General features: G+C 63.0%; 26 protein-coding genes and 2 pseudogenes. 5 read left to right on the forward strand and 23 right to left on the reverse strand.

Annotated elements, in window-relative coordinates:
• Nucleotides 1-106: 106 nt before the first annotated feature.
• From bktB to QP165_RS00205, 14 genes and pseudogenes are all read right to left on the reverse strand, one after another.
• On the reverse strand, nucleotides 107-1285 hold the full coding sequence (bktB, locus tag QP165_RS00145; RefSeq protein ID WP_056025036.1) for a beta-ketothiolase BktB: 1179 nt from the start codon (nucleotides 1283-1285) through the stop codon (nucleotides 107-109).
• A gap of 20 nt (nucleotides 1286-1305) precedes the next feature.
• On the reverse strand, nucleotides 1306-2712 hold the full coding sequence (locus QP165_RS00150; protein WP_333996883.1) for a TonB-dependent receptor: 1407 nt from the start codon (nucleotides 2710-2712) through the stop codon (nucleotides 1306-1308).
• Entirely contained in the window at nucleotides 2627-3646 is a 1020-nt protein-coding gene (locus tag QP165_RS00155; RefSeq protein ID WP_333996884.1) for a TonB-dependent receptor plug domain-containing protein, read from the reverse strand. The genes QP165_RS00150 and QP165_RS00155 overlap by 86 nt, the downstream gene beginning before the upstream one ends.
• A gap of 570 nt (nucleotides 3647-4216) precedes the next feature.
• Nucleotides 4217-5008: a cyclase family protein gene (locus tag QP165_RS00160; protein ID WP_056025042.1), complete on the reverse strand. Its 792-nt coding sequence runs from the start codon at nucleotides 5006-5008 to the stop codon at nucleotides 4217-4219.
• Between the two features lie 2 nt (nucleotides 5009-5010).
• On the reverse strand, nucleotides 5011-5937 hold the full coding sequence (locus tag QP165_RS00165; RefSeq protein ID WP_333992996.1) for a 3-keto-5-aminohexanoate cleavage protein: 927 nt from the start codon (nucleotides 5935-5937) through the stop codon (nucleotides 5011-5013).
• A 1-nt stretch (nucleotide 5938) separates the two neighbouring features.
• Nucleotides 5939-6745: an ester cyclase gene (locus QP165_RS00170; RefSeq protein WP_333992997.1), complete on the reverse strand. Its 807-nt coding sequence runs from the start codon at nucleotides 6743-6745 to the stop codon at nucleotides 5939-5941.
• Entirely contained in the window at nucleotides 6742-8262 is a 1521-nt protein-coding gene (locus QP165_RS00175; RefSeq protein ID WP_056025051.1) for an AMP-binding protein, read from the reverse strand. The genes QP165_RS00170 and QP165_RS00175 overlap by 4 nt, the downstream gene beginning before the upstream one ends.
• A 10-nt stretch (nucleotides 8263-8272) precedes the next feature.
• A complete protein-coding gene (locus tag QP165_RS00180; RefSeq protein ID WP_333996885.1) occupies nucleotides 8273-9478 on the reverse strand; it encodes an acyl-CoA dehydrogenase family protein in 1206 nt (401 codons plus the stop codon).
• A gap of 6 nt (nucleotides 9479-9484) precedes the next feature.
• Nucleotides 9485-9796 (reverse strand): 3-hydroxyacyl-CoA dehydrogenase family protein, encoded by a 312-nt coding sequence (locus QP165_RS00185; RefSeq protein ID WP_333996886.1) that lies wholly within the window; start codon nucleotides 9794-9796, stop codon nucleotides 9485-9487.
• 3 nt (nucleotides 9797-9799) lie between these two features.
• Nucleotides 9800-9988: pseudogene (locus QP165_RS00190) on the reverse strand (3-hydroxyacyl-CoA dehydrogenase NAD-binding domain-containing protein); the annotation flags it as partial.
• 38 nt (nucleotides 9989-10026) lie between these two features.
• A pseudogene (locus QP165_RS19885) lies at nucleotides 10027-10329 on the reverse strand (3-hydroxyacyl-CoA dehydrogenase NAD-binding domain-containing protein); the annotation flags it as partial.
• A 42-nt stretch (nucleotides 10330-10371) separates the two neighbouring features.
• Entirely contained in the window at nucleotides 10372-11130 is a 759-nt protein-coding gene (locus QP165_RS00195) for a crotonase/enoyl-CoA hydratase family protein (protein WP_056025058.1), read from the reverse strand.
• A complete protein-coding gene (locus QP165_RS00200) occupies nucleotides 11127-13061 on the reverse strand; it encodes a flavin-containing monooxygenase (RefSeq protein ID WP_333993000.1) in 1935 nt (644 codons plus the stop codon). The genes QP165_RS00195 and QP165_RS00200 overlap by 4 nt, the downstream gene beginning before the upstream one ends.
• A gap of 81 nt (nucleotides 13062-13142) precedes the next feature.
• Nucleotides 13143-13964, reverse strand: coding sequence for an alpha/beta hydrolase (locus QP165_RS00205; protein WP_162235501.1), 822 nt, complete (start codon nucleotides 13962-13964; stop codon nucleotides 13143-13145).
• 189 nt (nucleotides 13965-14153) lie between these two features.
• Between QP165_RS00205 and QP165_RS00210 the strand changes: the two genes are divergently transcribed.
• On the forward strand, nucleotides 14154-14834 hold the full coding sequence (locus tag QP165_RS00210) for a TetR/AcrR family transcriptional regulator (protein ID WP_056025063.1): 681 nt from the start codon (nucleotides 14154-14156) through the stop codon (nucleotides 14832-14834).
• Between the two features lie 379 nt (nucleotides 14835-15213).
• Here the strand turns inward: QP165_RS00210 and QP165_RS00215 are convergent, their stop codons facing one another.
• Both QP165_RS00215 and QP165_RS00220 read right to left on the reverse strand, forming a co-directional pair.
• Nucleotides 15214-15687 carry a hypothetical protein gene (locus QP165_RS00215; protein WP_333993004.1) on the reverse strand — a complete coding sequence of 158 codons (474 nt, stop codon included), beginning with the start codon at nucleotides 15685-15687 and terminating at the stop codon, nucleotides 15214-15216.
• 96 nt (nucleotides 15688-15783) lie between these two features.
• Nucleotides 15784-16695: an AraC family transcriptional regulator gene (locus tag QP165_RS00220; RefSeq protein ID WP_333993005.1), complete on the reverse strand. Its 912-nt coding sequence runs from the start codon at nucleotides 16693-16695 to the stop codon at nucleotides 15784-15786.
• Between the two features lie 120 nt (nucleotides 16696-16815).
• Between QP165_RS00220 and QP165_RS00225 the strand changes: the two genes are divergently transcribed.
• Both QP165_RS00225 and QP165_RS00230 read left to right on the forward strand, forming a co-directional pair.
• On the forward strand, nucleotides 16816-17934 hold the full coding sequence (locus tag QP165_RS00225) for a zinc-binding alcohol dehydrogenase family protein (RefSeq protein ID WP_333993006.1): 1119 nt from the start codon (nucleotides 16816-16818) through the stop codon (nucleotides 17932-17934).
• Nucleotides 17931-18356 carry a DUF3291 domain-containing protein gene (locus tag QP165_RS00230; protein ID WP_333993008.1) on the forward strand — a complete coding sequence of 142 codons (426 nt, stop codon included), beginning with the start codon at nucleotides 17931-17933 and terminating at the stop codon, nucleotides 18354-18356. The genes QP165_RS00225 and QP165_RS00230 overlap by 4 nt, the downstream gene beginning before the upstream one ends.
• A 141-nt stretch (nucleotides 18357-18497) precedes the next feature.
• On the opposite strand, the gene QP165_RS00235 is transcribed toward QP165_RS00230, so the two are convergent.
• The 3 genes from QP165_RS00235 to QP165_RS00245 form a co-directional block, all read right to left on the reverse strand.
• Nucleotides 18498-19127 carry a TetR/AcrR family transcriptional regulator gene (locus QP165_RS00235; RefSeq protein WP_333993009.1) on the reverse strand — a complete coding sequence of 210 codons (630 nt, stop codon included), beginning with the start codon at nucleotides 19125-19127 and terminating at the stop codon, nucleotides 18498-18500.
• Nucleotides 19128-19345: 218 nt separating this feature from the next.
• Nucleotides 19346-19600 (reverse strand): hypothetical protein, encoded by a 255-nt coding sequence (locus QP165_RS00240; RefSeq protein WP_333993010.1) that lies wholly within the window; start codon nucleotides 19598-19600, stop codon nucleotides 19346-19348.
• Between the two features lie 12 nt (nucleotides 19601-19612).
• Entirely contained in the window at nucleotides 19613-20521 is a 909-nt protein-coding gene (locus QP165_RS00245) for a ketopantoate reductase family protein (protein ID WP_333993012.1), read from the reverse strand.
• A 461-nt stretch (nucleotides 20522-20982) separates the two neighbouring features.
• Here QP165_RS00245 and QP165_RS00250 point away from each other — a divergent pair, with 461 nt between their 5' ends.
• Nucleotides 20983-21366, forward strand: a complete 384-nt coding sequence (locus QP165_RS00250) for a hypothetical protein (RefSeq protein ID WP_333993013.1) — start codon at nucleotides 20983-20985, stop codon at nucleotides 21364-21366.
• Between the two features lie 40 nt (nucleotides 21367-21406).
• On the opposite strand, the gene QP165_RS00255 is transcribed toward QP165_RS00250, so the two are convergent.
• Together QP165_RS00255 and QP165_RS00260 are read right to left on the reverse strand one after the other, a co-directional pair.
• Complete coding sequence (locus tag QP165_RS00255) at nucleotides 21407-22318, reverse strand: cation diffusion facilitator family transporter (RefSeq protein ID WP_333993015.1); 912 nt, start codon at nucleotides 22316-22318, stop codon at nucleotides 21407-21409.
• Nucleotides 22319-22371: 53 nt separating this feature from the next.
• A complete protein-coding gene (locus QP165_RS00260) occupies nucleotides 22372-22866 on the reverse strand; it encodes a DUF417 family protein (protein WP_333993016.1) in 495 nt (164 codons plus the stop codon).
• A 290-nt stretch (nucleotides 22867-23156) separates the two neighbouring features.
• Between QP165_RS00260 and QP165_RS00265 the strand changes: the two genes are divergently transcribed.
• On the forward strand, nucleotides 23157-23642 hold the full coding sequence (locus QP165_RS00265; RefSeq protein ID WP_333993018.1) for a DUF417 family protein: 486 nt from the start codon (nucleotides 23157-23159) through the stop codon (nucleotides 23640-23642).
• A gap of 184 nt (nucleotides 23643-23826) precedes the next feature.
• On the opposite strand, the gene QP165_RS00270 is transcribed toward QP165_RS00265, so the two are convergent.
• Nucleotides 23827-24795, reverse strand: a complete 969-nt coding sequence (locus QP165_RS00270; protein ID WP_333993019.1) for a magnesium and cobalt transport protein CorA — start codon at nucleotides 24793-24795, stop codon at nucleotides 23827-23829.
• A complete protein-coding gene (locus QP165_RS00275; protein ID WP_333993020.1) occupies nucleotides 24792-25505 on the reverse strand; it encodes a glutathione S-transferase N-terminal domain-containing protein in 714 nt (237 codons plus the stop codon). Before QP165_RS00275 ends, QP165_RS00270 begins: the two co-directional genes overlap by 4 nt.
• Nucleotides 25506-25689 lie beyond the last annotated feature (184 nt).

Raw genomic sequence — 25689 nt, forward strand, 5'->3', positions numbered from 1 at the left:
TGATATCAGAACTAGCGGCACTTCCGCATCTTGCGTTGTCGATAGCGTTCGCTCGTTGCCGCTCACAAAACAGAATGATTCTGCCCCACGGAAACCACGAATCCTTTCAACCGCGTTCGACGATCATCGCTATACCCTGCCCCCCGCCTATGCACATTGTCACGAGAGCGTAGCGGCCGCCGTTGCGGGCAAGTTCGTAGAGAGCCTTCACCGTCAGGATAGCCCCCGTCGCACCGACCGGATGGCCGAGCGATATACCCGATCCGTTCGGATTCACCTTGTCGGGGTCGAACCCAAGCGTTCGCGATACCGCACAGGCCTGTGCGGCAAAGGCTTCGTTGGACTCGATCACGTCGATCTGGTGAAGCGTCAGACCAGCGCGTTCGAGTGCAATCGGTACCGCCTGAATAGGCCCCAACCCCATGTGGCTGGGCGCAACGCCGGCATGACCCCAACCGAGAATCTTGCCGAGCGGCGTCAGGCCGCGCGCCTCCACCGCAGATGCCGACGCTAAAATCACGGCTGCGGCACCGTCGTTGATCCCCGACGCGTTGCCTGCCGTCACCGTGCCGGCCTTCTGAAAGGCAGGGCGTAAACTCGCCATCGAGTCGGCATTCGCGTCGCCGCGGACGTGTTCGTCGACCGCGAATTCGCGTGTGCCGCGACCTTGTTTGACGGTGATCGGCAGGATCTGGTCGTCGAACCGTCCTTCGGATTGCGCCTGCGCCGCCCGCCGGTGGCTCTCGACCGCGGCGGCATCCTGATCGACCCGCGAGACGTCGTGATCGCGCGCGATGTTTTCCGCAGTGATGCCCATGTGATAGCCGTCGATCGGATCGCTCAGGACCGCGATCATCGCATCAACCATCTGCACGTCGCCCATCTTCTGGCCGAACCGAACCGCGGGCACGTGGTGAGGCGACCGGCTCATTACCTCTGCACCGCCGGCTGCCGCGATCTCGACCTCGTCGAGTGCGATCATCTGCGCGGCCGAGATGATCGCTTGTAGGCCCGATCCGCATAGCCGGTTGAGTGTCAGGGCAGGGGCGCGGTCGGGAACCCCAGCCTTGAGCGCCGCGACCCGCGCCAGATACGCGTCTTGCGGTATCGTCTGGATCACCTGACCCATCACGACATGCTCGATATCGTTCGGCGTCAACCCGGCTCGCCGCACTGCTTCGGCGAGGACGCTCGCGCCCAGGTCCGCGGGCGCGTGATCCTTCAGGCTGCCCCCGAAATCACCGATCGCGGTCCGTACGCCCGACACGATATACACTGGCTTCACGCTCGACTCTCCGACGTTGTTCAATATTTGAAGCTTGCCTGAAGCAGGACTTCCCGGCCGCGCGCCACGACTCCGCGCTGCTCGCCCTGCGTGAGTGGAATGCTAGTGCCGCCGGTGCGATCACCCGCAAACAGCAGATAGTACTTGTTCGTCAGATTGCGACCAATCAGTGACATCTGCCACTGGCCGTCGGTCGGCCCGACGCGGGCGCTCGCGTTGAACCGCCAGAAGTCGTTCTGCTTGGAGGCGGGCGCAAAGGAGTCGCTCGCGAAGTATGCGGAGTTATAGAAGGTATCGCCGGTCACCCCGACTTCGAAATCATTGCTGGCCGGGATGGTCAGCTCGAAGCCTGCATTGCCGGTCAGGTCGGGCGAACGCGCTGGGGCTCGGCCGTCGAGCACCTGTTGCAGGATTGGCGTCCCTGCCGCGGTCAAAGTCCGCGTACCCGTCGCGTTGGTCACAAACGAACATCCGGACGGTGCAGCGGCGGTAAGCGCAACGGCCGCTGGAATCGTGTAGCCGTAGCACTGGCCGGTGTAATCGCGGAACCGGTTGTGCACGTATGCAACCGCGGCATGCAGTCGCAGCATCCGTGTGGCGTCGAAATTGGCCTCAAGCTCGCCACCACGCTGGCGTACCTGTCCGGCGTTGCTGATCTGGAATCGTATCGTGCTGGCGTCGTATTGCGTGACCTGCAGATTGCTAAAGTTGTATGCGAAGGCTGATGCAGTCAGTCGCAGCCGCCGGTCAAACAGCTCACCCTTGGCGCCCGCCTCAAAGCCTTTCACTGTTTCCAGATCGAAGTCGATGTCGGCGAGCGTCGTGTTGGTCTGGATCGGGCTGGTGATCCCGAACCCGCCCGATTTGAAACCGGTCTTGTAGGCGATATACAGCGTCGAATTGGCCACCGGATGGTAGGACAACGTCGCCTCGGGCGAAATGTTGTCATCCTTGAAGGTCCCGGCGAGGATACCGGGAGTCTGGTCGGTCGAACTTGCGAACACGGTTGCGGCAGTATTAAACCGGCCTAGCGCCGAGTTTATGCCATAAAGGTTCTGGTTCCGCGTCTTCTTCTTCTCCGACGTGTAACGTGCGCCTGCGGCAAGTTCGAGCTTAGGCACAATCAGCCAAGTTGCCTGGCCGAACACCGAATAGGTGCGGCCGGTCAGGTACGCGTCCTTCTCGTACGTCTCGATCCTATCGTTGAGCGGATTGTAGCTGATGTCGGCGCGAAAATTGGTGTCGTTGTACAGTTCGTCGCGGGTGTCGCCGTAATACGCGCCGACGAGGAAGTTGACCGGCCCGTCAAGCTTGGTCAGCAAGCGGAATTCCTGGCTAAAGCTAGCGTAGCTGGTGTCTTCGTACGTGGTCAGCGCGTTGTCGACGGTGTGCGTCAGGCCCGATACGCTGCGATACCGGTTGTAGATCTCGGCCGGTCAGTGACGACAGGTTGAAGTCGTCGGTATCGTATTTAAGCACCAGCGACGCCGTGTACGCCTTATTCAGCCCGCGCGAGCGGTTGTCACCATCTAGCGCGGGAATGCGGTTGGCGATCGCGGGGACGATGTTGCTGAAGCTGGTCTGGTTGTCGGCGCGGCAATCGCCGAACGGATCGGCGACCCCGAACGACCGTGGCCGGTCGCCCGTGCACGGACCGATATTCTGTGAGAACGAGCCGCCGCCCTGATCATGCGCGATCAGCCCGAACAGTTTTGCGCTTGCCGAAAATGCACTGGTCGGATTGTACTCGAGCGTCACGCGACCCATCGTCTCGTCGTCCCCGACCCTGCGACCCGGTGCGCCGGGTAGCGTTCCGGTCGACGCGGGCAGTGCGGCCGGAAAGAACGGGTTCGGCGCGACTTGCGCGTTGTTGTAGAGCCAGCCCTTCGCATCACGGTGCTTGATCGCCACGCGGCCGCCAAGTGTCTCGGTGATCGGGCCGGAGACATGCGCTTCGCCCGACACTTCGTCGGCGACGAATTCATAACCGACGCGTCCGCCGACCTCGAAGCGATCGGTCGGTCCTGCGGTGGTGATCGAGATGACGCCGGCCGGGCTGTTCTTACCAAAGAACAGCGCCTGCGGGCCCTTCAGCACTTCGACCTGCTGGATGTCAAAGAATCCGAGTGTCGCAACGCGCCCGGAGGACGACTGGATGCCGTCGATCGCAACCGAGACGGGCTGTTCATACCCAACCTGCGTCGGCGGCGAGCTGATCCCGCGGATCGCGATCGAACCGCCACCGATCGTGCGATAATTGCTGACGATCACGGTTGGGGTTAGTTCGCCGATCTTGGTAAGGTCGGTGGCGTTGTATTTGTTGATTTCTGCGGCCGACAGCACGGACACGGCGACGGGCACGTCGAGCAACCCTTCCTTCCGGAGACGCGCGGTGACAACGATGTCTGCGTTGCTGGCGACCGGGGCGGCATCCGTGGCCTGCTCAAGCGGCGTGGGGTTGCCTGGCGGGACGGCGACTGAAGCGGCGGGGGGGCCGGCGTGCCCTGGGCGGGTGCGAGCTGCGCGAGCGCGGCCCCCGCTATCAATGCTGAAGAACAGACGGCGGCAAGCGCGCCGATCCGGACCGAACGATATGAACGCACCTTCATGCCATCCTCCTCCTGTGTCGCGGTATGATTATCCGGCCGACCTCCAGTTTTGGATGGTCTGCCGAAGCCGCTGTGGTGGTCGGTGAGGGAAACTCCCCCCGACATGTCGAAAGCTAGGCGCGCCTTCCGTCGACTGTCAACAGAAACGTTGACAATAACTTGGGTGATCGGTTGGAGGCGTAATTACGCAACATCAAACAGGTCGTGCTGACAAACAGAAGCGCGCGTTACACTTTTTCAGCGGCTCGTTCTGCCTTCCGAGGAGTAGGGGACAGAGCAGTTAATCCACGCAGGCGTTGACGATATCTGCAACCCAAGCGGCTCAGGAATCGAGTATCGCCACCGCGCGTGTCCATCCGCCCGATGCCGCACGGATCTTTACGGGGAAGCAGGCGATCGTGAACCCGGTTGCCGGCAGGCTCTCCAAGTTGTGCAATTTCTCGATATGGCAGTAGCCGATGTCGCGCCCGGCCTTGTGACCCTCCCAGATCAGTCCTGCGTCACCGCTCTTCGCATATTCAGCCGCGGTATGGACGAACGGCGCGTCCCAACTCCAGCCGTCGGTGCCGGTCACGCGCACGCCGCGCTCCGTCAGGTACAGCGTCGCGTCGCGTCCCATGCCACAGCCCGAAGCGACATAATCGTCGTATCCGAACCGGTCGCCCGCGCTGGTGTTGACGACGACGATCTCCAGCGGGGACAGCGTATGTCCGATCCGCGCCAGTTCCGCCTCGACGTCCTCAGCGGTCGCAACGTAGCCGTCGGAGAAATGCCGAAAGTCGAGTTTGACGCCGGGCTGGAAGCACCAATCGAGCGGTACCTCGTCGATCGTGATCGCGCGCTTGCCGCCATCTCCAATCTTGGCATCCATGGTGGACGCATAGTGATACGGCGCATCGAGGTGCGTTCCATTGTGCGTGGTGAGCGCAACGCGTTCGATTGCCCAGGCCTCGCCGTCGGGAAGGTCGTTTGCTGCCAAACCCGGAAAAAAGCCGAGCAACCCCGGGACCGACGCCTTGTGATCGATGTATTCTATACTCGGGCCGTAGCCGGGCGGATCGGAGATCACGTCGTTTTCGAGGAACACCGATAGGTCGATGATCGTGCGTGCCATGCTCAGAACTCCACCCGGTCGCCACCCTTGAGGCCGAGCATCGCGCGCGCCTCGCTCGGCGTGGCAGGTTCATGCCCCATCTCGTGCAGAATGCGGACGATCTTCGCTACCTGCTGCGCGTTCGAGACCGCCAGTTCGCCGCGTTCAATGAAGAGGCTGTCCTCCAGCCCGACGCGGACATGCCCACCCATCAGCGCGGCCTGGGTCAGGAACGGCATCTGGTGCCTGCCCGCCGCCAGCACCGACCATTGATACGAGTCGCGCCCAAACAGCCGGTCCGCAGTCGCCTTCATGAACATCAGATTTTCGAGATCGGGACCTATCCCGCCCAGAATGCCGAAGATCATCTGGATGAAGAACGGCGGCTCGACGATCCCCGCAGCGACGAAATGCGCGAGGTTGTAGAGGTGGCCGACGTCGTAGCATTCATGCTCGAACTTGGTGCCGCCCTCGCGCATCGTCGTAATGATCCGGTCGATGTCGCGGAAGGTGTTGCGGAAGATATAGTCGTCGGAGTTGAGGACATAGTCCTTTTCCCACGCGTGCTTCCAGTCGGTGATCCGCCGCCCCGCGCCGTGGAACGCGAAGTTGATGCTGCCCATGTTGAGCGAGCACATCTCCGGCTTGAAGCGCGTCGCCGCCGCCAGCCGATCGTCGAGCGGCATCGTCGCCGAGCCACCCGTGGTCAGGTTGACGACCGCATCGGTACGCTGGCGGATCACCGGCAGGAATTGCGCGTAGACGTCCGGATCGCCGGTCGGCTGTCCCGTCTCGGGCACGCGCGCATGGAGATGCAGGATCGCAGCGCCCGCCTCTGCGGCAGCTATCGCCTGGTTGGCGATTTCCTCGGGCGTGATCGGCAGCGCGTCCGACATGCTCGGCGTATGCGCGCCGCCCGTCACCGCGCACGTGATGATGATCTTGGCCATGTTACCCTTTCCGCTCGCGTTGCAGGGCGAGCAGATGACGATGGAGCCCGAGCCGGTCGCCGGATACCTGCGCGCGTGAAACCGTGCCGTCGGCCACGTCGATAATCGCCGCCAGTCTGAGGATGACCGGTTCTCCGACCAATGCCCGGTCGATGTCGACGAACCCGCCCGCATAGCGTCCGTGGCTTTCGACATGCGCGGCCGCGCGGGGGCCGGCGGTGAACATGTGGGAGATCGTCAGCGTATCGATCTCGACCAACGCTGCAAAGTCCGGTCCGTCGACTAGCACGGGCTCGACTGCGGCAGCCCTTAACATTCCAGGCAACCAATCGCGCACAATCGCCTCGGTTGCGGGATCGGGCGGCAGTACCGGCTGATCCCACGGCGCGAGGGCAGGGGCGGCAACCGCGTCGGGCAGGCCGCTCTTCAACTGACGCTTGCGGGCGAAGTAATCCTCCTCCGCCCAGCCATGCGACAACCGCTCGCCAGCTAGACGGAATACCGTGATCCCGCGCCATGCTGCGACGCGACCGTTGTCGCGCACCGATGCGCCGTGCTCGGTAAAGCGCATCGCCACACCGTCGACGCCGAGGATCGTGTCGTGGACCGTTACCGTCAGTCCCGGAAACTGATCGAGTTGTGCCGCGGTCGCGGGAAGATACTGGTCGTCGCGCCCGTCGAACACGTGTCCACCGATCGACAGCTTATAGGCCGGGTCCATCACCCATTCGACAGCTTGCGGATCGTGCGAGGTCAAAAAATCGACTGCGAACCCGCGTAATGCGCGTGCCTGGGGGGACAACGTCATGCCACAATTTCCGACCGCGCGCGGTCGAGCGTGCGCAGATCCTTTTTCAGTATTTTCCCGGACGCGTTCTGCGGCAGTGCACCGACGAAGCGAACCGAGGTCGGGCATTTGTAATGCGCCAGATGCTCGCGCGTGTAGGCGATCATCGCCGCCTCGTCCGGGTCTGCACCGATCCGCGGCACCACGTACGCCCTCGGGGTCTCGCCCCATTTTGCGTGCGGCACGCCGATCACAGCGACCTGGCCGACATCCGGATGCGCGCCAAGGACGTTCTCGATCTCGGTCGGATAAACGTTCTCTCCACCTGACACGATCATGTCCTTGTAGCGATCGTGGATGAAGACGAACCCTTCGCCGTCGCAATAGGCGGCATCGCCGGTCCTGAGCCAGCCATCGGGCGTGACGGCCGCAGCCGTCTCGGCGGGTTTCCGCCAATAGCCGATCATCACCATCCCCGACCGGATCCGGACCTCGCCGACCTCGCCGGGTGCGACGCGCACCTCGGTGTCCGGATCAACCAGTTGCAACTCGACCCACGGCAAGGGCCGGCCGCACGATCGCAACCGCTCGGGCGTCGGGCCATCGGGATCATGCTCGTGCGGCGGCAGGCTTATGACGGTCCCGGCGGTCTCGGTCGCGCCATAGGCATGGCTGAACTCGCAGCCGAACAGCGCGATCGCGCGGCGCAGCAACGGTTCGCCGATCGGGGCCGCACCGTAGAGAATGCGTTGCAGTCCCTGCGGCGCAATGCCGCCTGTGTCGACATGGTCGACCAGCCTTTGCACTACGGTCGGGACGAAGAATGTGTGCGTCACCCCGTGCCGGTCGATCGTCGCCGCCACACTGGCCGGGTCGAGCTTTTCGAGCAGCACGGTATGCCCGCCCTGACTGAGCGCCATCATGCCGTAGCCGATCCCGCCGATATGGAAGAGCGGCATCGCCACCAGATTGACGCTGTCAGCGGTGAACGCCCATACCTCGCGTGCCATCCGCTCGACATAAGACAGGTTGGTCTGGCTGATCAGTACGCCTTTCGGCACGCCCGTGGTCCCCGACGTATAGAGGAGCAGGGTAGCCGCATCGGGATCGACCATGATCTTCGGTGGCACATCGGACGCTGCGTCGCGCAACGCATCGAGCGCCGTCAGATCGATCGTCTCGACCGCTACGCCGGTAAGGCGATCGGCCAGTACATCCTGCACCAGCACCAGCTGTGGTTCGCCATCCGCAATGATCGCCGCGATCTCGCCCGCCGCCAGTCGCCAGTTCAGCGGCATCATGATCGCTCCGATCTTCGCGCATGCGTAGGCAAGCTCGTAGAACACGCACGCCGCATGCGACAGCAGCGCCACCCGGCCCCCCGCACCCACGCCGCGCTCGCGCAGCACGTTGGCCAGCTGCGTACTGCGTCGATCGATATCCGCGAACGTCAGCAGCTCGTCGTCAAACGCGAGGCACTTCGCGTCCGGTGTCTCGGCCGCGAAATGCTGCATCAGCGTCAGCAGGGTCGGTTGCATCGTTCGCTCCTCAGTAGCTTTTCGGCAGGCCAAGGCTGTGTTGCGCAACGTGGTTCAAGATCATCTCGCGACTGACGGGCGCGGTCTTGTGCAACCGGGCGATGAACCACAGGTCGGCAAGCCCGTACTCGTAGCTCAGCCCATTGCCGCCATGCGTCTGGATCGCCTGGTCGAGTGCCTTCAGCGACGCCTCGGCGCCGGCGAACTTTGCCATGTTCGCGGCTTCGGCAGCATCCTCGCCCTGGTCGTACAGCTGCGCTGCACGCGCATTCAGCAGACGCGCCGCCTGGACGTTGATATACGCCTCGGCGAGGGGGTGCGCGACGCCCTGGTGCTGGCCGATCGGTGTCTTCCACACGCTGCGATCGCGCGCGTACTGCGCCGCCTTGTCGAGCGCAAACCGCGAAATGCCGTTGTTGATCGCCGCTGCTGCTACCCGCTCAGGGTTCAGTCCGACGAACACCTGTTTCAGGCCCGCACCGCGCGTGCCGATCAGCATCGATGCGTCGAGCTGGATGTCGTCGTAAAAGGTCGTGAACTGCTTCTCGGGCGTCATCACCGCGGCATCGATCGGCTGGTAGCTGAGCCCCGGTGCGCTGGTCGGCAGCAGGAACAGCGACAGTGCTGAGCGCCCGTCGCCCGTCTCCATCTCCGGATCGCGGGCGACGATCATTACCGCGTCCGACACGTCGATTCCCGACGTCCAGTATTTAGAGCCGTTGAGGACGAACCCGTCGCCGTTGGACACGATACCAGTCTTCACCTTGTGCGTGTTGGAGCCCGCATCCGGCTCGGTGATCGCGAAGCAGATCTTCTTGGTACCGTTGGCGATGCCCGGCAGCCATTCGGCCTTCATCTCGGGCGAACCATGCGCAGCGATGATCGGCGCCGTGATCGAATTGATGACCAGCGAAAGCAACGGGCATCCCTGCGCAGCACACTCCTCGATCACGACGTTATAGTCGCCGATCCCGCCGCCGCTGCCGCCATGCTCTTCTGAGATGTGCACGCCGAGAAACCCGGCCTCGCCCAGCGCACGCCAGAGTTCGACCGGTTCTTCACCGCTCTTGACGCATTGCTGATAATATTTGCGGCCGAACTTGCCGACCAGCTTGGCGACGCTTTCGCGCAGTTCGCGGTGGTGATCGGCGGTGTCGACTAGGGGGAGAAGAACATTGGTTGAGCGGACATGCGGTGCGTTCCTTGTGGATCTTATGGAATGTCAGGCGGGCCAGTCGAAGAAACCGTGCCCAGATTTTGCGCCGAGCCGGCCCTCGGCGACCATTTTCGCAAGCATAGCTGGCGGTGCGAAGCGTGGCCCGTGCGCTGCCTCCAGCGCGCGTGCGACCTCCAGCCGAACGTCGAGGCCGACGATATCGCTCAGCCGCAACGGGCCGACCGGGTGGCGATAGGCGAGCACTGCGGCGCGATCGATATCGTCCGCGCTGGCGACGCCGTCCTCGAGCATCCGTATCGCTTCCAGAGACGCCGCGAAGTCGAGCCGGCTGGTCGCGAACCCCGGTACGTCGCGCACCGTGATTGTCTCTTTGCCGATCGCCTTGCCGAATGTACGGGCCTGCGCGAGCGCGTCCGAAGAGGTGGCGGCGCCCTGCACGATCTCGAGAAGCTTGATTGACCAGACCGGATTGAAGAAATGCAGCCCGAGGAACGTCGACGGATCCCGTACGCTTTCCGCCAGCACGTCGATCGACATCGCGCTGGTGTTGGTGGCGAGTAACTGGGGGACCTGGCGGACGCGCTAGAGAGGACGTCACGCTTGAGATCCAGCCGCTCGGGTACGGATTCGACGATCAGCGCCAGGCCTTCGGGAATCGCCTTCATCGTCTCGACGCGAACGACGCGGGCGGCGGTAGCTTCGGCTGCATCGGCGTCCAACTTGCCACGCGACACTGCCCCCGCCAGCGTGGTCTCGACCGTTCGCGCCATAATCGCAGCGCGCGTCGCGTCTGGTTCGACGACGTGGACCCTTCGTCCGGCCAACGCTGCAACATAGGCGATACCCACGCCCATCGTGCCGCCGCCGATCACTGCGATATCGTCCGTCACGTCACATCCTCTCTTCCGTTGCAGCGGATTTGCGATTGTGGGTCATTCGCCGAGCCAGACCGGCGCGCGTTTGTCCGCAAAGGCCCGCGCGCCCTCTTGTGCATCGGCGGAAGCGAGCACGGTCTCGACCATGTCGCGTTGCAGGTCCCACCGTCGATCAAGCGGCCAGTCGGGCGACGCGGCCATGATCTGCTTGCTCGCCATCACCGACAGCGGTGCGTTCGCGGCAATCTCGTTCGCCAGCGCCAGAGCGGCTTCCAGCGCACTACCGGGCAGCGCGAGCCGGTTAACCAAGCCCCAGCGGTGTGCAGTGGCGGCGTCCATTCGCGCGCCGGTCAGCGCATATTCGAGCGCGATCGCTGGCGGGATGCGCTCGCGTAGCCGCACCAGCCCGCCCGATCCCGCGACCAGCCCACGCGAGACCTCCGGCAACCCGAACATCGCGGTGTCGCCTGCGACGATCAGGTCGCACGCGAGCGCCAACTCGCACCCTCCCGCCAGCGCGTAGCCTTCGACGGCAGCGATCAATGGTTTTGCGGGCGGTTTTTCGGTGACGCCGGCAAACCCGCGACCTTCGAGTTCCGGTCGTTCGCCGTCTACGAACGCCTTCAGGTCCATTCCCGAACAGAAATTTCCGCCCATGCCGGTGACGATTCCAACGCGTAACGTCGGATCCGCATCCAGCACGTCGAGCGCCTCGGCCAGAGCGAGCGAAACGGCGCGGTTGACCGCGTTGCGCTGCGCCGGCCGATCGATCGTCATCACCAGCACCGCGGCGCGGCGTTCGACCACCACGCTCATGCTGACACCCGTTCACGGGTCACGTGGTAGTCGTCTAGGTCTGCGGTATCGGTCATCCGCCACATGTCGAGGATGCGGAACGGGTTGTTGACGACGATCCGCCCCTTTGAATTGCGGACATAGCCATCGACGCCGGGATAGGTCCAGACGAGCCCGGCATGCGTCTCGTCGACCTTTGCGTTGTACGCGTCGTGGACATCCTGCCGCACATCGATCGTCGCGATCCCCTTTGCGAACATCTGGCGGAGCAAGGACATGACGTAGTGCATCTGCCGTTCGAGCACCGAGATCAGGCTTCCGCCATGCCCGTATTGCGTGTTCGGTCCGTACAGGCAGAAGAAGTTCGGGTAGCCCGGCACCGTTGTCCCGAGATACGCGCGCGCATCGTCGCCATCCCAGTCGCCATGCAGGTCGCGTCCGTCCAAGCCGACGACGCGCATCGGTGCCAGCAGGTTGACCACGTCGAACCCGGTCGCCCAGATGATCGCATCCGCCTCATGTGTCGTCCCGTCGCTGGTCACGATGGCGTGCGGCAGGACCTCGGTCACTGCACCGTTGACGTACTCGACATGCGGTTGGGCGAGCATCCGGTACCAGCCATTGTCGAGCAGCATGCGCTTGCCGAACGGAGGGTAAGACGGGATCATGTCGGGCAGCAGGTCCTGCCGCTCGCCCAGTTGCGCCGTCATATAAGCGGTCAGCCCGCGACGGTGGGAGTCGTTGATCGCGTTGATCGATTTGCCTTGGCCGTCCCAGTCAGGATCTTGCCGTAACGCCTCATACTGTTTGTCGTTGAACGCCCAGCTAAGTCGCAATCGGTACCAGAGCCGGTACAGCGGCATCGTCTGCATCAGATGCTGCAACGCTTCTGGGATCGCCTGCTTGAACTTCGGGAACGGCGCGACCCATTGAGGCGTACGGTTTACCACCGTCAACGACACGACACTGTCGACGATTGCCGGCCCGACTTGCATCGCGCTCGCGCCGTTGCCGACCAGCACGACCTTCTTGCCGGCGAGCTCGATCCCGTCCTCAGGGTAGCGTGCGGTATGCACGCTCGGCCCTTCGAACCGGTCCATTCCGGGAATGTCGGGCAATCGCGGCTTGTTGAACGCGCCCACGCCACTGAGGATCATGCTCGCGGTCAGCGTTTCCGAATTGCCATCGGCATCGATCACGTCGGCTTGCCACTCGCCCGCGTCTGCATCCCAGCGCGCCTCGGTCACTTCAAGACCAAAGCGGATATGGCGGCGGATGTCGAAGCGGTCGGCGACATCCTGCAGATACGCGTGAATCTCACGACTTCCCGCGAAATAACGCGACCATTCATAGGGCGCATAGGAGAAGGAATAGAGGTGGCTCGGCACGTCGCAAGCTGCGCCCGGATAGCGGTTCTCGAACCAGACGCCTCCGAGGTCGGGTCGCCGCTCGAGGATGGTGTAAGGGATACCAGCCGCAGCGAATTGTACCGCGGCGCACATTCCCGAAATGCCGGCGCCGATGATCAGCGCGCGAAACCCCGGAGGCGGCGCTATATCCTGAGCGCCGTCGATTGCAGGCTGTCCCTCGGTTAGTTGAAGCTCATGCCTGATCATCGCTGCGTAGCTCGCGGGGATAGTCTCACCCAACGACACGCTCATCATCTCGACCAGCAACGCATCATCCGGATTGGCGAGGGCAGGGAGGCGTCCCTCGAACCACGCCGCGAACGCCGTCGTCGCTGCGGCTCGAATCTCGTCCTGTAGCGCGCCAGGCAGCCCGCCATCGTCGTTATCGTCCAGCCCACGCGTACGGGTCGGCACGAATCGGCCCTCGATCCATTCCCGGTCCCCGGTCAACTGCACCAGCACGCAGGCTAGCGTCGGAATGTTCGCCTGCGCGATGGCCTCTGCAAGCCAGAGGGGGGCATCCTGTCCAATTCTGTCGGCCATCGGCTCTATCTTCATTGGTGTCGCGCCGCGACGGAGCGGCATGGCACAGGGCAGAACAGGAATATGCGCACAGCCTCTTCCTCAGTCAACACTGTTGTTGACGAAAAGTTTGCGACTCATCTCGGTTATCGCGCGGTCGGCCATCGGCGTTAGCATCGGCAGACTTGCAAAGCCGTGGATCATCCCTTCGTAGCGCGTCATCGTCACCACCCCGCCGCTGGTACGAATTGCCGCGCCAAGCGCCTCGCCTTCGTCACGCAAGGGGTCGAAGGCCGCTGTGATGATGTGGGTCGGCGGCAAGCTGGCGAGATCTGCGCGCAGCAGGTCGACGTCGGCCGCCAACGAACCGGCATCGCCCAGATAGGACGCCCAGGCCCAACGCATCCAATCACGCGTCAGCATGTGATCGGCCCCCAGCGTTCGCCAGGACTCGGTCTCGCACGCCGGAGCGACCACGGGATAGAACAGGCCAAGCGCGTCTATGCGGATACCTTGGCGGGCCGCGTACAATGCGGTCATGGCAGCAAGATAGCCGCCCGCGCTGTCGCCACATACCGCAAGCTTCCCGATGTCACCTGGCTCGATGCCCGCCACTCGTTGCAGGGCAGAGCGGCAATCATCGCATGCGGCGGGAAAGGGGGCTTCGGGGGCAAGTCGATACTCGACGGCGACTACCGATGCACCGCTTGCTGCAGCCAGTGAGCGACACAGTGCGTCGTGGGTGTCGAGCGATCCAACAACGAAGCCACCGCCGTGGAAGAACAGGATCGTTCCGTGTGTTTGCGCAGTGGGGCGATAGATGCGGCGTCGGATGGCCTCGGTCTCGTCGGATCGAACCGACCAGATTGCGGGCCCTGCGACCGCCGCCATCGGCCGGTCGAGCCTTTGCCGATAATCCTTCATCGAGAGGCTTGGGGGCGGGGGGCGCAACGTTACCCTTGGATCGGCGAGCAGGGATACGAAAGTGGGATCTAGTTCGGTAGAAGCGCTCATATCAGAAGGATCACCTCTCACCGGCGCGATGTCAACGCTTGTGTTGATCCTGAGGCGGCGGTGTTTGATCTACCGCCCAGGCTGGTTCATGGAGCGACGATGGACGAAGATCATCAGGGCAAGCCCGAGGTACAAAGCGGCATCGGTCGCCGGCGCTCTGCGGCGCGTACCGATTCGAGTGCCTCCTACCAGACCAAGCGCAAGGAAATCGCGGAAGCCGCGGTGCGCGTCTTCAATCGCCTGGGGTTCGAACGGGCAAGCATTGCTGCGGTCGCTGAGGAGATGGGCGTCGACCGTGCCTCGCTCTATTATTATGTCTCCTCGAAAGAGGCGCTGTTCGACGAGGTGGTTCGCACCGTAGTCGAGCGCAATTGCGCGATCGCCAAGCAGATCGAAACGAGCGATCTCTCGCCCCGCCGCAAGCTTCGCGACCTGATCACGACGCTGATGACGTCGTATGGCGACCACTACCCGCTCTTCTATATCTACATTCGCGAGAATCTGGGTCATGTCAGCGACTCTCGCTCGGCGTGGTCGAACGACATGCGTGAGATCAATCGCCTGACGACGCAGAGCATGATTGCGATCATCGAGCAGGGTTATGCCGACAAGAGCCTACGCAACGTGGGCCCATCACGGATCGTGGCCAATGGCATATTCGGTGTGATCGGCTGGACTCACCGCTGGTTCCGGCCCGATACGAGCGATGTCAGCGCGGCAGATATCGGCCGTACTTACGCGGACATGATCTTGTCGGGATTGGAAGACCCTTATCGCTGACGGCTATCCGGACTATCCGTTGCGAAGAGCCATCATGGGGTCACGGAAGCGATAATCAATCTCGACGACGATCTTATAACGAGGCTCATTAAACTACATTTTGGCGATACGTGACTGTCCGCAATCCTCCCCATCACGACATTCGCGAGCGGATAGCCGGGCGTCAAATTCGGTTATTCGCAAGGTGAACCAGCGTCCGAAGTTGGGAAGTGAGGGAAGGGGCCTGAACGTCTGTTTGTGGGTCTGACGCCCGCAGTGCTGCTCAGGCCGCCTCGCCGAGCGATGCTGTGAGGTGATCCACAATCGCTCGCACCTTCGCAGAAAGTCTCACATGATTATCGTCAGGCGGCAGGTCAGGCGAACGGGGGCTGCCCCAACCTTAGCGTGGTACATACGACAAACTCTGTCGCTTTGTCCGCTCGTGCGGAAGCGCTGGTACAGCGCGCGCGGCGCGGACAGTGGGGGCCGTGTGCTCAACGTCATCGACGATTAGCGGGGGCGCATGGCTTACCGTGACCAGCGCGCGAACATCGTTCAGCAGCCGTCGCGAGAACCCGATGCTGACCAGGGCTACGGCAGCGTCAGAGGCTTCACGCCGCCCATGGCGATGCAGGACGACGAACCGCCGCAGTGCTTCGAGCCGAGGGTCGGCAAGTGCCTTTGCGGGCTCGATGCCGAACAATGCGCGCGCGATCGGCCGTCTGCCCGTGGCAAGGCTCGACAACGGTTCCCGCCCGGCCAGCGCCACGACTTGGAACTCCAGCGGGGTAAGGACGGGAGCGTCAAGGCGTCGGCTCATGTCGGGTGCCGAGGCGCCGACGTTTCCGAAGCAGCCGTGTTGGATGTAGGCCATCGGTCATCTCCTGGTGATGATCCTGAATAGACCCGGGAGGCGGTACGCCCCATGCTGGAAGGTCCGCCAGATCGTCGCCGAAGTCCAGAATTCCGGCTACGCGGCCACTGCCTTCGCGAACTCCCTCGGCGAGTGGCCGAACGAGCGCTTGAACGCCGCACTGAACGCGCTTTCGGATTCATAGCCGACGGACGGCGCCACGGTCGCGATGGAGACGCGTCCGATCGCCAGCCGATCGGCCGCCACCATCATCCGCCAGCGGGTCAGGTAGTCCATGGCGGGCTCGCCGACCGTTTCCTTGAACCGAACGGCGAAGCTCGAGCGCGACATGCCGCCTACCCGGGCGAGGTCGGCGAGCGTCCAGCGGCGAGCGGGGTCGGCGTGCATCGCCGACATCACTGCCCGCATCTGCTTGTCGGCCAGCGCGAACAGCCAGCCGGCGCTGTGCGGCGAGCGCTCGGCAAGGTGCAGTCGTAGCGCCTCGATCAGCAGCGTCTGCGCCAAGTGCCCCGCCATCAGCGTCCCGCCTGGTTGCGGGTCCCGCAGCTCGCGCATCAGCCGCTCGATCGACCAGCCGAGCGCTGCCTTGGTAGCCTCTGCCCGGATATGGACGATCGGGGGCAGGATGCCGAGCAGCAGTTCGGTATGGAGCCCGGTGAAGTCGAAGAAGCCGCCAACTCCGGAGCAACTGCCGCCGCCACCCAGGACGCCGGTCTCGCCGGCAGGGAACGAGGGGAAGAATGCGAAGGCGTCGGTAACCGGTGCACCAATCGCGCTGTAGAGGCTGAACGCGGCTCGGCTGGGAAGCAGAATGAAGTCGCCCGCATCAAGCGCCATGGGTGCATGCCCGCCCTCGATAGCGATCCAACACGTCCCGGTATGAATGGCGAAGCATTTGACGCCCTCGGCCGGGGGGTAGGCAAGCGCCCAGTCCCCACCGGCATCGAGACCGCGAAATCCGTAGCTGCTCGGCTTCAGCAGGCCGAGCACGTCCGACAAGGGATCCATTTCGACATTCCTGGACGATGGCGATGAACTGGTGGACCCTGCAGCATGGGCCGTCCAGTGTCACTCGCCTATCTCAGATCCCAGCGATGCATTCTCACATGGCACCGCGGGAGATAGACCATGACCGACAACACCGCTCTCTGGCTCTCGTCCAAGCGCGCCGACTTCACCTTGAGGGCAGCGCCGTTTCCAAGCGCGCGGTCGGGCGAAATCGTCATCCGCACCCGTGCGATCGCGGTGAACCCGATGGACCGTCTGGTTCAGACCTCGGGCGACCTGATGACCCCTTACCTGCAATACCCGGCCATCGTCGGCTCCGACGTCGCTGGCGACGTCGTTGCAGTCGGCGCGGACGTGACGCGGTTCAAGGTCGGCGACCGGGTCGTCGGCTTTGCCGGCAGCACCGACAGGACGCGTAACCGCGCCGCAGAAGGCGCCTTCCAGACCCATGTCGTCCTGCTGGAGCATATGACCGCGGCGATCCCGGATGCGCTCGCGTTCGAAGATGCCTCCGCGCTGCCGCTCGGCATTTCGACTGCAGCCTGCGCGCTCTTCCAGCACGATTTCCTCGCACTGAACGCGCCCGCCAAGGGAGCGCCGGCGACGGGTCAGACCGTCCTGGTGTGGGGCGGGTCGACCAGCGTCGGCGTCAATGCGGTGCAACTGGCCGTCGCCGCCGGCTACGAAGTGATCGCCACGGCCTCGCCGCGCAACTTCGAGCTGCTCAAGCGGCTCGGCGCGAATGCTGTCTTCGACTATCGCAACCCGACTGTCGTCGCCGACATAAGCGCCGCGTTGCGCGGGAAAACGGTCGCCGGAGCCGTCGCGATCGGCGCGGGATCGGTGCAGCCGTGCATCGACATTCTGGGAACGTGCAAAGGCAATCGCTTCATCGCGACGGCGACGCCGCCAGCCTCCTTCGACGCAGTCCCGGCCGGGCGGGGTCATTGGCGCAAGTTGATTGCTGCGATGGCCGGCACGGTCGCAGGCAACATCGCGCTCGCGCTGAGCGCACGTCGCAAGCAGGTGAAGCTGAAGATGATCTGGGGCAGCACGCTGATCAGCAACGAAGTGGGGCCGATGATCTTCGACGCATTCCTGCCCGAAGCGCTGGCGGACGGCCGCTACGTGGCAGCTCCTGCGGTCGAGGTCGTAGGACACGGGCTGGCGGCGATCCCCGCGGCGCTCGAGCGGCAGCGTTGCGGTGTCTCGGCGACGAAGCTGGTGGTGACGCTGTGAGCGGCTACGTCATCAGCGTTACCCGCTTCCGCGTCCGCAGCCTTCGGTTTCTGCCCTTCTTCCTGATCCATGCGCAGCGCTGCCTGGCCCAGATCAGGAGGAGCGACGGCTACATCGCCGGAGCGCTGCGCCGCGATCGCGATCACGCCTATTGGACTACGAGCGTGTGGCGCGATGAGGCCGCGCTCCTGGCATATGTCACTGGCGGCGCCCATCGCAACGCGATGCCCAAGATGAGCGAGTGGGGCGATGAGGCCAGTACCGTTCGGTGGGCTCAGGACAGCGGCGGAGTCCCGTCCTGGCCTGAGACGATCGAGCGCATGCGTCGCGAGGGACGTCCTCTGCCGCTCCGCCATCCGGGACCAGCACATGCCGGTCTCGGCTTCGCGGAAAGCGAGCCTTCGCAGATGACGTTGATCTGAGACGTCGCTCGTGAGCGACGTTGGAACTCGTTCCGGAGTGTTCATATGCGACGGAGACGGGGGAGGTTCGCTCGGCGGGGCTGGAGGCCGGTTCGGTGGTCAGCATGCTCCGACATTAATCGGGTCTCGGATCGATCCGGATCAGCGTGACTGCGGGACTCCGCTCCGCAATATCTCTTCGACCAAAGCTTCGACGCCGATCCCGGGAGATAGCTCCTTGGCCACGGCGTCGAGCCGCCCATCGATCAGCAATGTCGACAGACCATGCACCATCGACCAATGCGCCATGGCACTGCCGAGCAGAGGTAAGGTAAGCGGCATCGTGCCCGCTTCGGCCGCGCTGGCTTCCGGAAGCAGCATCGCAAACGCACCGCCGCCGGCGGCGGACAGGGCTTGATTAGACCAATCAAGCTGTTCCGATCGGAACATCAGACGGAAAAGCCCCGGCGCGGATCGGGCAAAAGCAACGTAGCCGCGGCTCAGTCCCGTCATATGCTGACTGGGTTCCGCGTTATTCACAGCATCGAGAAGATGCTGCCGAAGACGTAGAAAGCCGGATGCTGCTAATTCGCTGAGCAAACCCGAAAGGTTTCCGAAATGGTGGGCTGGGGCACCATGCGATACGCCCGCCTCACGTGCCGCGGCGCGCAGGGTGAGCGCAGCAATCCCGTCTCGCTCGAGGATCGTCTCCGCGGCAGCGATCATTGCCTCGCGCAGGGCCCCGTGATGATAGGTCTGGCCCATCACGGTCGACAAGGTTTCAAGCGGCAATGATCGATCGAAAGCATGGCGTCTCCGCTGGCACGTTGGTCTTGGTCGGAAGGAACTTGGCTAAATCCGGCTTGAGAACATTTGCGAGGATCTAGGGTAAGTGAGTTTCACATGCTCCGGTCCAGGGTGTCGTAATCTGGACGCCCGCCCTTGGGATCGCATCCGCTCCTCGGCGTCCGACCATTCGGGCAACGCCAACCCTTACTGAGTCCAACGGGTCACACTGGCTTCGAGTCGCGTAGATGCGGCATCGCCTTGCGGTGAGCGCCACTGGCGACATAGTCGATCATTGCGTTCTCGCTTTGCCAAACAGTCATGGTCCAGAAGGCGAAGTCGGCGTCTCGGCCGACGGCTCCCGCGACATATCCCTCCGCTCTACGCGCCTGCGACATCGTCCGACCGGCGTGAAACAGAAACAAGGGTACATAGCGCAATTTGCGCAGACGAAATCGGGTTACGCTGACGACGGTCATGTGAGCCTCCGATTAGGCGGTAGGTACAGGTTTCATGGCCGCGATTTTGGCGACGCTGGCGGGTAGCAACGCGCCGGTCGCCGAGGCTGCCATGGTATCAACCAAGGCACTGCACTCTGCCTTGCCGGTCGCCAGCACTTCCCGGAACGAGCGGACACGCGACAGGGACCACAATATCGCGGCCAGTGCCGCCGACGGGCTACGCGCCATTACCTTTTTGGATGTTGGATAAACGGTATGTCCCAAGCTCTCGATGAGATGAAAACCGGCATGAACACCTCGTGCGAGCACCATCGCCTCACGCCAGGATGCCCCGCCGCCACGCTGCATGCCGGCGATCGATACGCTCTCGAACGCTACGCAGAGAGGCGCATGGCAGCGAAGCCATAGGGGCATGTTGCTCTCCAATGCTGCGGGGAGTCCTGCCGCATTGAACACGTCGACCCAGCGCTGCTGGCCCATAAGCGTCTTCTGACCTCCGGCGCCGATCGTGCTGGTGAGCTTCCCGTCGTCACTCAGCAGGGCTTGTACGAAGGGCATGCCGAATGTGCAGCGTTCTGCACCGATCACGTCCTGCAGCCGCTCCGGGTCGAATGTATTGAACATAAACTGGATGGATTTGGCCGCGCTGCGGTGCAAACTCGGCAGGAGACTCTCGACCTGATGGGCGAGCAACGTGACGATCACAAGATCATAAGGCACTTGCTCGTCCAATGTTTCGGCAACGCCGACGCTAGCACGTGCGCCTTGGGTGTCGACGATCGCCCCATCGCGTTGGAGCTGTTGCAGGCGCTCAGACTCCGGCCGCGCTATCACGGTGACGTCATGCCCTCCGACCGCGGACAGTTGGAAGGCGAAGGTGCTACCGATCCTGCCAACGCCAAGGATGGCGATGCGGAGTGCTTCAGCTGACGGAACCATGTGCGATCTCTAATCATTACGGTGTCTAGATCTCGCTCTTACCGCCTCTTTCTACGCAGTCAACGACAATCTATCCGGTGTCTAGATATCCTCTGAACCGGAGCCGTCGTAATGGGTTCGGCGAAGCTCGAAGTCGGCCGCAGGGGACCCGGCGAATAGCTTTTCCGAAAACCCGAAGGATCATCAGGCAAATCACGATGAGTAAGCGATGGGTGGCGATGCACAGAAGGCCGGCGGCCGCGCCCGAGATGCGGTGACCTTGCGGCCGTCTTGGAAAGCAAGGGCCGTCTGGAATGCCGCGATGTGGATAACTTGAGCGCCTACTTTCCTCGCGTGAGCCGGATATTGTCGCGAGATCCTCGCTCCACGCCGCGACTTAACCCGTGCAGGCCACTACATGTAGCCGAATCGCGCGAGACTGCCGTCGATGCTCGACAGTTGAAGTTCAAAAGGAGAAGCAGATGGTTCGTGTATTGGTCATTGGGTATGCACCTGACGCGGTCGATTTTACCGATCCTGCGATTCCGCCGGGTTTGACCGAGGCACTTGTTGCGGAGGGTATCAAACGGGACGTACAGTTGATGCTGGATCGGGGTTGGGAAGCCGAGCATCTTCCTATCCGGGCGGATGGAGACTTTCGCCACGACATTTCGAACCGCCTCGCAAGCGAGGCTTACGATTGTATCGTGATCGGCGCTGGTGTCCGCATGACCACCAAGCACGTTGCTGAGTTTGAACAGGTCGTTGATGCTGTTCGGCAAGGAGCGCCCAAAACCCCCATCGCGTTCAACTCAAGTCCGGACAGTAGCGGTGAAGCCGCTGCCCGGTGCCTAACCCAAAGCTGAGCGAGGCAGACGGTCGTTTCATCGCAAATTCGACATGCGTTCAGATCCACTGGGAATCTGCAGTGAAATCGATCGTCAGCCAATACCCCGGGCGCAAGCCTCCCATCGCGTCCGCCACCTCTTGGCGTATAGAGTCGAGTGCGCCCAGGGTCATGGCGGTGGAAGCGGACGCACCGACGAAGCCGATTTCGACGAACTGGGCACGACCGACCCGTGTGACGTAGGACTGATGTTCGATGAAACCGTGCCGGGCAGCGACCTCGCGCGCGATCCTACTCACGTGTGCATCGAGGTCGGCAGGAGCGATCTGGAGGATTTCCCGCCCCGCAGCCAGCAGGGATCGCACGGGCAGGGGAGCCATGCCGAGCGCGAGCAGGATCAAGATCGCAGGGTCGAAGTACATCGCCAACTGCTCTGCTCGCGTTCCATTCAACAGGATCGCGATAAGAAAGGCGAAACTGAGCCCGGCATTCAGGATACCGCTGAACAACCAGGCGCGGGAGTCGAGTTCTAGCAGCGAAGATCCGAGCCCGCGGCTTCGGCGACGGACGAAGAAGTAGATGCTCAGACAGATGATGGCGCTCGCTCCGGCATAGCCTATGCCTGGCCCAAAGCTCACCTCCCGGCCGCCTGCCAGCATTGCATCGGCACCATCGGCCAGCGCGTAAGCACAGGCCAGAAGCAGGACGCTGCCATTCACAAGGCCGAGCATCGGCTCGATGTGCCAGTATCCGTACTGAAACTTGCGATCCGCGCCGCGCGCGATGAGTCTGGCAGCCGCGAACGCAGCCAAGGTTAGCCCGGCGTCGGCAAGGCTGTAGATGCCATCGAACACGATAGATTTCGCACCGCTCAGCAATCCGATCGCAATGCCTACGAGAGCGAGGGCGAGCGTACCTGCCGCTGATAACAGCAGCAGGCGCTGTTCTTGGCGCTCGGCAGGCGGTCCCACGTTCTTCTCCCGCCTTGGGAGAGACGTGCACCGTTCCTTGGGATCCATCTGCCTCATTTGGTCCCGATATCGTTCCGAACCAACGCTTCGCTGAGCACGACCAAGCCTATCCCGAGGAGAGCTACGTCCTTTATCAAGAACGTCCCCGCAAAGCTGAGATAAGGAAAGCCGCCAGCCGACGGCTCCCAGATCGGCAGCGCCAGCAGTGTCGAACAGGTGACTGCAAAGGTGCCCGACGCCAGAACGCCGGCGGCAAGGGCCGCACGCCTAGACCATGGCGAAACGATCAGAAGCGCCGCCGTGAACATCTCGACGACCCCGAGCAGGCGGGCGGTCCCGGCGTCACCAAACACCCCGAGCATCCACGCGAGCCAAGGCGTGCCGCCGATCAACGGTTTGAGCAGGGCGACCTCGAAGGGCTGGAACTTGTTCAAGCCAATCAGCAGCAGCGGCAGAATGATGCCGATGAGTGCGATCAAGCGCCCAATGCGACGAACGCGGCCTGAGATCGACGATGACGCTGGCGGTAAGGATCGTGAAACGGACATGACGTGCTCCCTCGATAAGGAAGAGCGGACGGCCGAAGACTAGCGCGGCCCACCGTCTGGCGGGTCTGCGATCGATGCCGGAATGTCCCGCTCTCGCACTTCTAGTTCGTACGCGGAATACGAAACGATACATGTCGCCGCCAACGTCCGCACGGCCTGCGGGCGAGCACTTCAGCCGAGGTCATGCACCGTGTGCATGGACTCCATGCATTCAATTCGGCGCGCTGGTCCGCTAACTAAAGAACGGCAGGCCGGCCAGTCGGCACGGACAGAATTGAAGGATGAGAACCATGAACATCGCGATCTTGCAGTCTCTACTCGAACGTGTCGGTGCCGGCGTCCTGCGGTACAGTCTCGTCTTCATCTTCCTCGGCTACGGTTTGTTCAAGTTCACCGCAGTCGAGGCCGCGGCAATTGCTCCGCTCACCGAGAACAGCCCGTTCTTCTTCTGGCTCAATCCTCTGCTGGGGCAACAGGGCGGATCGAACCTCATCGGCGGCGTCGAGATCCTCACCGCGCTTGCGATCGCTGTTCGCAGGCCGCTGCCATTCGTGTCGGCGCTCGGAAGCCTGGCGGCTGCAGGGGCGTTGTTCGTGACGCTGAGCTTCATTCTCTCGACCCCGGGACTCGACCCGACGTCGGTCGACGCGGGCTTTCTTGTCAAGGACGCCACTTTGCTGGGTGCGGCGCTTTGGACCGCCGGCGAGGCGCTCCGCGCCTATCTGGCAGGCTCCGTCGCTGCATCGCCGACCTCGTCGCGGTCGGTTACCGCGTGAGTTGACCGGGTTGGTGCCCCCAGCCCGTTCGAGAAATGGTCAGTCGGAGCTTTCGGCACTCCGGCTGGCCAATCTCTGCGTAGGCAGATGCGGAAGGGTGACAGGACATCAACGGCTTCAGGGGATCACCACGCCCGATGGCGTCGTGCCGCCTCAACGCGCACCTCAAGCGCGGGTCGCTTCTCTAGAGCCACTTTGCGCGCTTGAACCGGAACCAGAGCAGGCCGCAGAGTACGGCCATGATTCCCATCACGCCGAAGTAGCCGTACCGCAGCTCCAGCTCCGGCATGTAGCGGAAGTTCATGCCGTAGATACCAGCCACAGCGGTGGGAACGGCGAGGATGGAGGCCCACGCAGCAAGCTGACGCGTGATCGCGCCGGTACGCTGCTGTTCGAGCAGGCTGCTGAGTTCGAAGACCGAAACCAGGACCTGAAGCAGGCCATCCACCATCGTCTGCACCCGCGTCACGTGATCCATCACGTCGTCGAAATACGGTCGAGCCACGGCGCTGATGCAAGGATAGTGTCCCCGGACGAGTTTGCGAATGACCTCGCCCATGGGTCCCAGCGTTCGTTGGAATCGGGTGAGCTCGCATCGAAGATGGAAGATGCGCACCACATCCTCGCGTCCGAGGAAGCTGTCGAGCGAGCGTCGCTCCATCTGGAGGACATCGTCCTCCACCATTTCGAAGATGGGCAGATAATCGTCGACGACCGTGTTGAGCACCGCGTGCAACACATAGTCGACGCCCTGCGCTAGGAGTTTGGGCGCGGTTTCCAGTTGTTCGCGCAGGTCCGCTCCGTGCGAAGCCGCACCACGATGCACGATGATGATGTGGTGATGACTCACGAAGACCGCGAGCGTGCCGTAAAGAATGCTATCGTCCTCGATCCGTGCGGAACGGGCGATCACCAATAGCTGATGACCGTAGACGTCGAGCTTGGGCGGCTGGTCGGCAACGAGGGCAGCCTTCACCATTAGCGGCGGCAGTTCGTAGCGATCCTGTAGAATGCGGAGTTCCTCGGCAGTCGGATCATGAAGATCGATCCATGCGAACTCAGACCGGTCCATCTGTTCGGGCACATCGTCCCCGAGCGCGATGTCGCGGATGCGCTTTCCGTCCTGATAGCGGCAGGCGGCGAGGACCGTCACGGGCGCACCGGGACAAGAAGCCCGCGCTGAACGGCCGGTCGGGCGAGGCACCTTTCGAGCCACGATGTGACCTGCGGATAATTGATGAGGCCGATCATCTCCCCGGCCTGATAACTGGTCTCCAGTGCGCGAACCCACCCGAGGGTGGCGATATCGGCGATGGAGTATTCGCCGGCACCGTCGCCGACCAACCACGACCGTCCCTTCAGACGGGCGTCCAGCACGCCGAGGAGACGTTGGGTTTCGGCAAGGTAGCGGTCGAGCGGTCGTCTACCTTCGATTTCGCGGCCGGCGTGCTTGTGGAAGTAGCCGAGCTGCCCGAACATGGGACCAATCCCGGACATCTGGAAGAAGACCCACTGCAGGGTTTCGTAGCGGACAGCAGGGTCTGCGGCGAGAAGCCTGCCGCTCTTTTCCGCCAGGTAGACGAGGATCGCGCCGGATTCCCAGAGGGGTAGGGGCTGTCCTCCCGGCCCGTCTGGATCCAGAATCGCCGGGATGCGACCGTTCGGGTTGAACGAGACGAAGGCGGGATCCTTGGACTCGTTCTGTCCGATGTCGACGAGATGCGCTTCGTACGGCAGCCCGATCTCTTCGAGCATGATGGAGATCTTGACCCCGTTCGGCGTCGGGAACGCGTAGAGTTGTAGCCGGTCGGGGTGCGCGGGCACCCAGCGTCGCGTGATTGGAAAAGCGCTCAGGTCCGTCATTCGGTTGTCCACTCGGATCGAGGTACGGGGGCAAGGCTCGTGTGAGCCTCGACGTGGCATCCTGACCGGCCGCAGCGGCCGGGTCGTCGCTGCTACGTTCGTCCGCAACCGTTGCCTGGTTACGGCTTCATCCAGCTTGCCCGCGGCGCAGCGAGCTCTTTCCGCGCTGCGTGATATCGCCAAC

This window comes from Sphingomonas sp. 22R3R2A-7, assembly GCF_036856055.1.
Taxonomy (GTDB): domain Bacteria; phylum Pseudomonadota; class Alphaproteobacteria; order Sphingomonadales; family Sphingomonadaceae; genus Sphingomonas.